Annotated in this window: 5 protein-coding genes; all 5 read left to right on the forward strand. The window is 56.4% G+C overall.

Annotation, left to right across the window (positions count from 1 at the left end):
- The first annotated feature begins 295 nt into the window (after positions 1-295).
- The 5 genes from trkA (at position 296) to C4885_RS14930 (ending at position 6443) form a co-directional block, all read left to right on the forward strand.
- The gene (gene trkA / locus C4885_RS14910) at positions 296-1663 is read left to right on the forward strand and encodes a Trk system potassium transporter TrkA (protein ID WP_114001094.1); all 1368 of its coding nucleotides are present in this window, start codon (positions 296-298) and stop codon (positions 1661-1663) included.
- A 4-nt stretch (positions 1664-1667) separates the two neighbouring features.
- A complete protein-coding gene (locus tag C4885_RS14915) occupies positions 1668-3155 on the forward strand; it encodes a TrkH family potassium uptake protein (protein ID WP_114001095.1) in 1488 nt (495 codons plus the stop codon).
- Positions 3156-3407: 252 nt separating this feature from the next.
- Positions 3408-4238 carry a polysaccharide deacetylase family protein gene (locus C4885_RS14920; RefSeq protein WP_242979616.1) on the forward strand — a complete coding sequence of 277 codons (831 nt, stop codon included), beginning with the start codon at positions 3408-3410 and terminating at the stop codon, positions 4236-4238.
- 134 nt (positions 4239-4372) lie between these two features.
- Positions 4373-4915: a hypothetical protein gene (locus C4885_RS14925; RefSeq protein ID WP_114001096.1), complete on the forward strand. Its 543-nt coding sequence runs from the start codon at positions 4373-4375 to the stop codon at positions 4913-4915.
- A 208-nt stretch (positions 4916-5123) separates the two neighbouring features.
- Complete coding sequence (locus tag C4885_RS14930) at positions 5124-6443, forward strand: alpha-amylase family glycosyl hydrolase (RefSeq protein ID WP_114001097.1); 1320 nt, start codon at positions 5124-5126, stop codon at positions 6441-6443.
- The last annotated feature ends 262 nt before the right edge of the window (positions 6444-6705 follow it).

The following is a 6705-nucleotide window of genomic DNA, read 5'->3' on the forward strand; positions in this document are numbered from 1 at the left end:
TACCGCAACCCGACATTATCGAGCATTTTGGCAACGCAGATGCCGTGCCGCAGCCGCCGGAGCGGTGCTTAAGCCGTCAGGCGGGAATTGTGCGGTGTTGCCTTGAAAAGCCTTGGAAGCCACAAAGGGCTCCAGCGGCTCTTTGCCTTACATCCTGCTTGTGTTTGCGGAATATCTGTCATTTTCTTTGCTTTCAGAAACACCTTGACAGGCTGCTTTGCTGTTTGGTGTCGTCCCTGAACCGATACCGCAGCAGCTGTATGCCATAAGGATCTGGCGGAAAAGAGGAAACCGAATGAAGATCGTGGTTGTGGGCTTGGGCAAAGTGGGCCGCGCGTTGACCCAGCAGCTCAGCGCAGATAAGCACGATATTGTTGTAATTGACCGCAACCCGACCGTTGTGGATGATATCTGCAATATCTGCGATGTGCGCGGCGTGACCGGCAACGGCGGCTGCTATGAAGTGCAGGCCGAAGCGTTTGAAGGCGGCGCCGATTTGCTGATTGCCGCAACGGACAGCGATGAGATCAACATCCTGGCCTGCCTGGTTGCCAAAAAGCTGAACACCCGCCATACCATTGCGCGCATCCGCAACCCGGAATATGAAAAGCAGCTGCGCTTTATGCGCCAGGAACTGGGCCTTTCGATGGTCATTAACCCCGAAAAGGCCACGGCGCGCGAGATCGCCCGCGTGCTGCGCTTCCCCAATGCGCTCAAGCTGGAACAGTTCAGCAAGCAGCGCTTTGAACTGGTGGAATACCGCCTGACTGATGGCAACCCCCTGACCGGCCTGCAGCTGAGCGACCTGTACAGCAACATGCGGGTCAAAATGCTGATCTGCGCCGTGGCACGCGGCAAACAGATCACCATCCCCACCGGTAGTTTTACCCTGGAAGAAGGGGATACAATCTACCTGATGGCCACCCCGCAGGAACTGGAACAGTTCTTCCGCCGTCTGGGTATTTTTAAGGAGCGCGCCAACAATGTCATGGTGGTGGGCGCTTCCCGCATGGCGTATTATCTCGTCAAAGAACTGAGCGAGATGAACATGCACGTTACCGTAATTGACAACAATCCCGCCCGCTGCCAGGATATGAGCGAAAAAATTCCCCGTGCGCTCATCATTCAGGGCGATGGCACTGACAGCGAGCTGCTGGCGGAGGAAGGCATTGCCGATATGGATGCCTTTGTGGCGCTGACCGGTCTGGACGAAACCAACATTATTCTGGCAATGTATGCTTCTCAGTTGAACCACTGCAAGGTGGTGGCTAAAATCAACCGCAAATCCTTTGCCGATGTGGTGACAGAGCGCGGCCTGGTGGACAGCCTGGTTTCCACCGGCGCTGTCACCACCGAGCTGATCGTACAGTATGTGCGCGCCATGCAGAACAGCCAGGCTACCAATGTGCGCACCCTGCACCGTCTGGTAGGCGGCAAGGTGGAAGCGCTGGAATTCGGCGTTACCGCCGATGTGCCGTTTGCCGGTGTGCCGCTGCGGGACCTGAACCTGCGCAAAAATATCCTTGTGGCGGGCATTATCCGCGAAAACGGCAAGACGATTATCCCGTCCGGCAACGATTCTTTCTGCGCAGGGGATGATGTGATCATTGTTACCACCAACACCGATCTGACCGATCTGCGCGATATTATGGCAAGGGGGTAACGGAATGAACTACCGCATGCTTGGGTATGTGCTGGGCCGTATTTTTATGGTTGAAGCTGCCCTGCTGCTGCCTCCGTCTATTGTAGCTGTTATTTATGGCGAGTGGAGCTGCCTGTTTGCCTTTGTGGTAACGGCGGTGGGGCTGGCCGTGCTGGGCCTTGTTCTGGGGCTGCGCAGCCCCGCCAACACGGCGATCTATGCGCGCGAGGGTCTTGTGATCGTGGCACTGGCCTGGGTGCTGATGTCCGTGTTCGGTGCGCTGCCGTTTATCATCAGCGGCGATATCCCGTTTTTTGTGGATGCCTTTTTTGAAACGGTATCCGGCTTTACCACCACCGGCTCCAGCATCCTGCGCGATGTGGAAGCCATGAGTTACAGTATGCTGTTCTGGCGCAGCTTTACCCACTGGGTGGGCGGCATGGGCGTACTGGTGTTTACCATGGCGGTTCTGCCGGTCAGCGATGGCCGCGCCATGCACCTGATGCGCGCCGAATCGCCGGGGCCTTCGGTGGGCAAAATCTCCAGCAAGATCCGCGATACTGCCAAGATCCTGTATGCCATGTACCTGGTGCTTACCGTGGTGCATACAATTTTGCTGCGCCTGGTCGGTCTGCCCTGGTACGATGCCCTGATCACCGCCTTTGGCGCGGCGGGCACCGGTGGTTTCAGCAACCGTGCGGCCAGCATTGGTGCTTACGGCAGCCCGGCGGTGGAAATGATCACCGCGGTCTTTATGGTGCTGTTCGGCATCAACTTCAATGTGTATTTCTTCCTGCTCATCCGCCATTTTAAGGAAGCGTTTGCCTGCGAGGAAATGCGGGTCTACCTTGGCGTGATTGCAGCTTCCACCCTGGCCGTTGCGGGCAATATCTTCCACTTGTATGGCAATGTGTGGCAGTCCCTGCGCTATTCTTTCTTCCAGGTGGCTTCCATCATTACCACCACGGGTTATGCCACAACAGATTTTAACATGTGGCCCACCTTCTCCAAGGCGGTGCTGGTGCTGCTCATGTTCTTTGGTGCCTGTGCGGGTTCCACCGGCGGCGGCATCAAAATCAGCCGTATCATTATTATGTGCAAAACTGCCAAGCAGGATTTAATGCGGGTGCTGCACCCCCATGCTGTCACTACCGTCCGGTTTGAGGGCAAGCCCCTGGACGATAAAACGGTGTTTGGCGTGCGCACCTACATGAACCTCTACCTGATCATTTTTGTGCTGTCCACCATGGTGGTGGCCATCAACCAGTTTGACCTGGTTACTACTTTTACCGCGGTGGCATCCTGCCTGAACAACATCGGCCCCGGTCTGGAATTGGTCGGCCCTATGGTCAGCTTTGCGGATTTTTCGCCGCTGATCAAGCTGGTGCTCAGCTTTGATATGCTGGTGGGCCGTTTGGAGATCTTCCCCATGCTGGTATTGTTTGCCCCCAGCACCTGGCTGCGCAGCAAAGGCCATCTGGACCGCCGCCTGCGCGCCCGCAACCTGTTCTGAGCCTTACAAAATTAGGGCAACACCGCACAATTCCCGCCTAGCGGCTTAAGCACCGCTCCGGCAGCTGCGGCACGGCATCTGCGTTGCCAAAATGCTCGATAATACACAAAGTATTATCTGCGCTTTTGGCTTAGCATCTGCCGCACCTCGCTCGCCGTATCGGCACTTAGAATTATGCGGTATTGCCATATCTATCTGCGCCCCCTGCTGCATATGTTTGGAACAAAACAGTGCGGCAGGGGGCGTTTGTGTATGCGCAGGGAAACCAACAATGACAGGCAGCAGCGCCTGTTTGTGACCGGGCTGCTCATTTCGGCTGTGGTGGGGGCGCTGATCGGGCTGCTTTGGCCGTTGTGGTTCCCGGCCGATTCTGCCTGCGAAACCACCATTCCCGATGCTTCGTTCTCTGTGCCCACCCTTGCTATGGGCGGCACCCAGCTGCCGGGGGAGGAGGGCGCTGCCATGAAGATCTGCTGCCTGACCTTTGACGATGGCCCCTCCAAATATACCCCGCAGGTGCTGGCTGCGCTGGAAAAATGTGATGCCAAAGCCACCTTTTTTGTCACTGCACAGGACGCGAACCAGGATTATCTGTCGTATCTAACGGATATTGAGGCTGCGGGCCACCAGATTGCCCTGCACAGCGCGTCCCATTCCTATTCCCGCATTTACAGCAGCACCGAAAACTTCTGGCTGGATATCAAAGCTCTGCGCGCCACGCTGGCGAACTATATCGATGTGGATGCTATCCACTGGCTGCGGTTCCCCGGCGGCAGCACCAACACGGTCAGCCACCGATACGGCGGACGGCAGATCATGCAGCAGCTCAAAGCCCAGGCTGAGCAGAAAGGCTATGCCTGGATCGACTGGAACGTGTGCGCCGAGGACGCCACCGCCAGCCACCCCAACGCCGCCCAGATCCTGCGCAATGTCCAGAACGATGCCAAAGACCAACCGATTTGTGTTGTTTTGATGCACGATACCAATGCCACCCACGAGACAGTCAAGGCATTGCCGGATATCCTTGAATGGTTTGCGGCCAAGGGATACCACTTTTTTACCGTGCAGCAAATGGCAGAATAGAGCGCTGTGCGGCCAACTATGGCGAACGGGCAGGGAAGGACATGAAAATAAATGCCTTCGTCATATTGCACATTTTATGCGCGTAGTGTATAATACTTCTTGTGCGGCAAATGCAATACAGGAGGTTTTGACCTTTGCGAAAAACAGAATCTCAAAAAATTGCGCTCTGCGGTGTGCTTAGTGCGCTCTCGGTGGTGGTGCTGCTTGTGGGCAACGTATTGCAGATCGGCACTTACGCCGCGCCCATGCTGGCCAGCTTTCTGCTCATTCCTGTGCTGGAAGATTACGGCAAAAAGTATGCACTGTTGTTGTATGCGGTTGTGTCGTTGCTTTCGCTGTTCCTGGTGCCGGATAAAGAGCTGGTGCTGTTTTATGTTCTGGTGCTGGGGTATTACCCTGTGCTGCGGGTGCGGCTGAACAACATCCGCCGCGGTGTGCTGCGGTGGATGGCCAAGTTTGGCTGCTTCAATGCGGCGGTGGTCGTCATGTATGCGCTGCTGATCGTGGTGCTGGCCCCGCCGGAACTGGTGCAGGAGTTTGCCGCCGAAGGTACCCCCATGCTGCTGGCGTTGCTGGCGCTGGGCAACCTTTCGTTCTGGCTGTGTGACCGTGCCTTAACGGCCATCACCCCGCTGTACCGCCAGCGCATTGCCCCCAGGCTGAAAAAGAAGTTCTGATGCGAAAGCGAAAAGATGAATAAAAGGCAACACCGCACAATTCCTGCCTGGCGGTTGAGGCACGCCGTCTGCGTTACAAAATGCTCGATAATACACAAAGTATGATCTGTACTTTTTGCTTGGCAGCCGATGCACCTCACTCGTTGTATTGGCACGTGGAATTGCGTGGCATTGCCAAAAGAAAAAACAAAATGGAGGAGTAAAAGTTATGTGGTTTGATGATGCAACAATCTACCAGATCTATCCCCTGGGCCTGTGCGGCGCTCCGTTGCAAAACGATGGTAGCGACCAGACCGGGGAACACCGTATTCTGCGCGTGCTGGACTGGGTGGAACATATAAAAAAATTGGGCGCAACCTGTGTGCTGTTTAATCCTTTGTTTGACAGCGATGCCCACGGCTATGACACCCGCGATTATAATCGCGTTGATCCGCGCCTTGGGACCAAAGAGGATTTCCAGGCTGTCTGCAAAGCCCTGCATGAAGCCGGCATCCGCGTGATGCTGGACGGCGTGTTCAACCATGTGGGCCGCGGATTCTGGGCGTTCCGCGATGTGCAGGAGAAAAAGTGGGACAGCGCCTATAAAGACTGGTTCCATATCAGCTTTGACGGCAACACCGGCTATAATGACGGCTTCTGGTACGAAGCATGGGAAGGCTGCTATGAGCTGGTGAAACTGAACCTGCGCAACCCGGCGGTGAAGGAACACCTGTTTGACGCGGTACGCGGCTGGGTACGGGACTATGATATCGATGGCCTGCGTTTGGACGTTGCCTATTGCCTGGATCTGGATTTCCTGGCAGAGCTGCGCGGCCTGGCCAACAGCATCAAGCCGGAATTTGCCCTGATGGGCGAGACCCTGCACGGCGATTATAACCGCTGGATGAACGACCGTGCCTGCCACGCTGTGACCAACTATGAATGCTACAAGGGCCTGTATTCCAGCTTTAACTCCGCCAATATGCACGAGATTGCCTATAGCCTGAACCGCCAGTTTGGCTCCGAGCAGTGGTGCCTGTACACCGGCCGCCACCTGTTAAGCTTTTTGGACAACCATGATGTCAGCCGTATTGCCACCGTCCTGACGGATAAAGCCATGCTGCGCCCGGCTTACGGCCTGCTGTTTGGTATGCCCGGCGTTCCGGCAGTCTATTATGGCAGCGAGTGGGGCCTGGAGGGCGATAAGAAAAACGGTGATGCCACCCTGCGCCCCGCCATTGAAAAGCCGCAGGAAAACGAACTGACCGAATGGATCTCTGCCTTGGCCAAAGCCCGCGCCGAAAGCCCCGCCCTGCGCTGGGGCAGCTACCACAATGTGATGGTGCAGCCCCGCCAGCTGATTTTTGAACGCCGTGTGGATGGCGAGCGCGTGCTGGTGGCCATCAACGCGGCAGGGGAGACCTACCACGCGGATTTCAACGCCGGCTGCGGCACCGCGGTGGATCTGATCACCGGTCAGCCGCATGACTTTGGCGGCGGCAGCGATCTGCCCCCGTACTCCTGCGCATTCTGGAGGATGGAACATTGATGCGTGGAAAACAAAATAGAATAAAGTAATGGCAACACCGCACAATTTCTGCCTTGCGGCTTAAGCACCGCTTCGGCGGCTGCGGCACGGCATCTGCGTTGCCAAAATGCTCGATAATGTCGGGTTGCGGTACCCGCATCGTGCTTCGGGGGCAAAAGCCCCTCGCACTCTGCGACCGCTGCCCCTGCTTCGGTTCGCTGTTTCCGCCACTGGCGGCGCTCACCTTTGCAGCATCCAGTATTATCTGCGCTTTTGGCTTGGC

The sequence above is a fragment of the Subdoligranulum sp. APC924/74 genome (genome assembly GCF_003324125.1).
Taxonomy (GTDB): Bacteria; Bacillota; Clostridia; order Oscillospirales; family Ruminococcaceae; genus Gemmiger; species Gemmiger qucibialis.

Coding starts and splice junctions, on each gene's coding strand:
- trkA (WP_114001094.1), top strand. CDS start 296: ATGAAGATCGTGGTTGTGGGCTTGGGCAAAGTGGGCCGCGCGTTGACC.
- C4885_RS14915 (WP_114001095.1), top strand. CDS start 1,668: ATGAACTACCGCATGCTTGGGTATGTGCTGGGCCGTATTTTTATGGTT.
- C4885_RS14920 (WP_242979616.1), top strand. CDS start 3,408: ATGCGCAGGGAAACCAACAATGACAGGCAGCAGCGCCTGTTTGTGACC.
- C4885_RS14930 (WP_114001097.1), top strand. CDS start 5,124: ATGTGGTTTGATGATGCAACAATCTACCAGATCTATCCCCTGGGCCTG.